Below are 1,579 nucleotides of genomic sequence, written 5' to 3' on the forward strand. Positions count from 1 at the left end.
GAATTTACCCAAAATTTGAGACCTGTCGGTCTAAAAACAAAAGCCCTGATATGCACATGTGGAAAACATGTCTATCAAGGGCTTTTGTGTATCCACAAATTAAATCTGTGGATCTTTTACGCTCTTAATCATGATATAATTGAATCACCACAAAACAAAAGTATCAATGAGGAGCTGACCCTATTTTATCATGAATTCTATGGAAATCTACCAAACAAAACGACATTTAAATACTTTTATAGATAAATTGACAAAAGGACTATCTAAACCCCGTCAAAAATTCTTTAGAGATTTAGTTTATGGTATATCAAAAGCGAACAGTGTGATTCTTTCTGACATTGGACGTTCACTCGAAGAAGAATGTGATATTCAATATATTATTAAACGTTTATCTAGACAGTTAACGAAAGGAGCTGATTCATCTATACTCCACCAAAATTATCTGAATAGTATAAAAAAAGCAATTCCAGACAACGCCCTTATTCTTGTCGATCAGTCAGATATTATCAAGCCTTACGCTGAAAAAATGGAAGCACTCAGTCCCGTCTTCGATGGTTCTACTAAAAAAATTGAAAAAGGGTACCATACCATTAACTTTTCTACTGCTACAATACAAACAAAACACCCTATTCCTCTTTATAGTCATGTCTGTTCTTCAAAAGAAGAACAGTTTCAAAGTTTGAATGTGGAAGAAATCAAAGGCTTTCAAATGATTCATGAAGTAATGGGTGAAAAACCATGCACGTTCGTTATGGATCGCGGATATGATAGTAATGTGATGTATGAAGCCATCGATAAGTTGGATCGCCAGTTTGTTACTCGACTAAAGGATAACCGTTATCTTATTCATAAAAATAAACGAGTTAAAGTACCCACATTAGCGAATAAAAGAAAAGGAAAAATAAACTTCTGTACAGAGATAAAAGGAAAAACGTATCATTTAAAGGTGAGCCATGTGAAAGTCAAACTCCCTATACTAAAAGAGACACCTCTTAACATGATTGTTGTTTACGGATATGGTCAAAAGCCGATGAAACTCTTGACTAATCACGAGATCAAAGGAAAGCACGACGTGCTGCGCATTTTAAAAGCTTATATTACACGCTGGCGTATTGAAGAGTTATTTCGTGTCCAAAAGCAAGAGTTTCATTTGGAAGCCATGCGCACAATGTCTTTAATGTCTCTGCGTACGCTGTACCGAATCGTTAATTATGTTATTGGCTATTACTCTCTTCTGATTGAGAAGAATACCGGGCTCACTCAAATTATTTTGGCGCGTTCACAGTCCTCAAACCCTTTATCTAAAATTAAATTTTATCTTTATCGAATGATTCGTGGGGTAAGAGCGATTCTTTCATCAGACAAAAAAGGTATAAACCATTTTCATTTTGTCAAACGGCGAACCAGCCAGTTAACATTATGGTAAATGAAGCAATTGAATAGATTTCAAAACGTGCATTTTAGGGCGTTCTATTTGTGTGCTTTCATTGTTAGTATCGTCTATTTTTTCTTCTAAAAAAGAACGCCGTCTGTATTTTAGGTGTAAACTCAGTCCTCAACTTGTAAAATGGGTAAATTC

General features: G+C 35.0%; 1 protein-coding gene. It reads left to right on the top strand.

From position 1 onward, the window contains the following. The first annotated feature begins 199 nt into the window (after positions 1–199). The gene (locus tag AKA01nite_RS09195; RefSeq protein WP_186805162.1) at positions 200–1,426 is read left to right on the top strand and encodes a transposase; all 1,227 of its coding nucleotides are present in this window, start codon (positions 200–202) and stop codon (positions 1,424–1,426) included. Positions 1,427–1,579 lie beyond the last annotated feature (153 nt).

The organism is Alkalibacterium kapii, from assembly GCF_007988865.1.
Classification (GTDB): domain Bacteria; phylum Bacillota; class Bacilli; order Lactobacillales; family Carnobacteriaceae_A; genus Alkalibacterium; species Alkalibacterium kapii.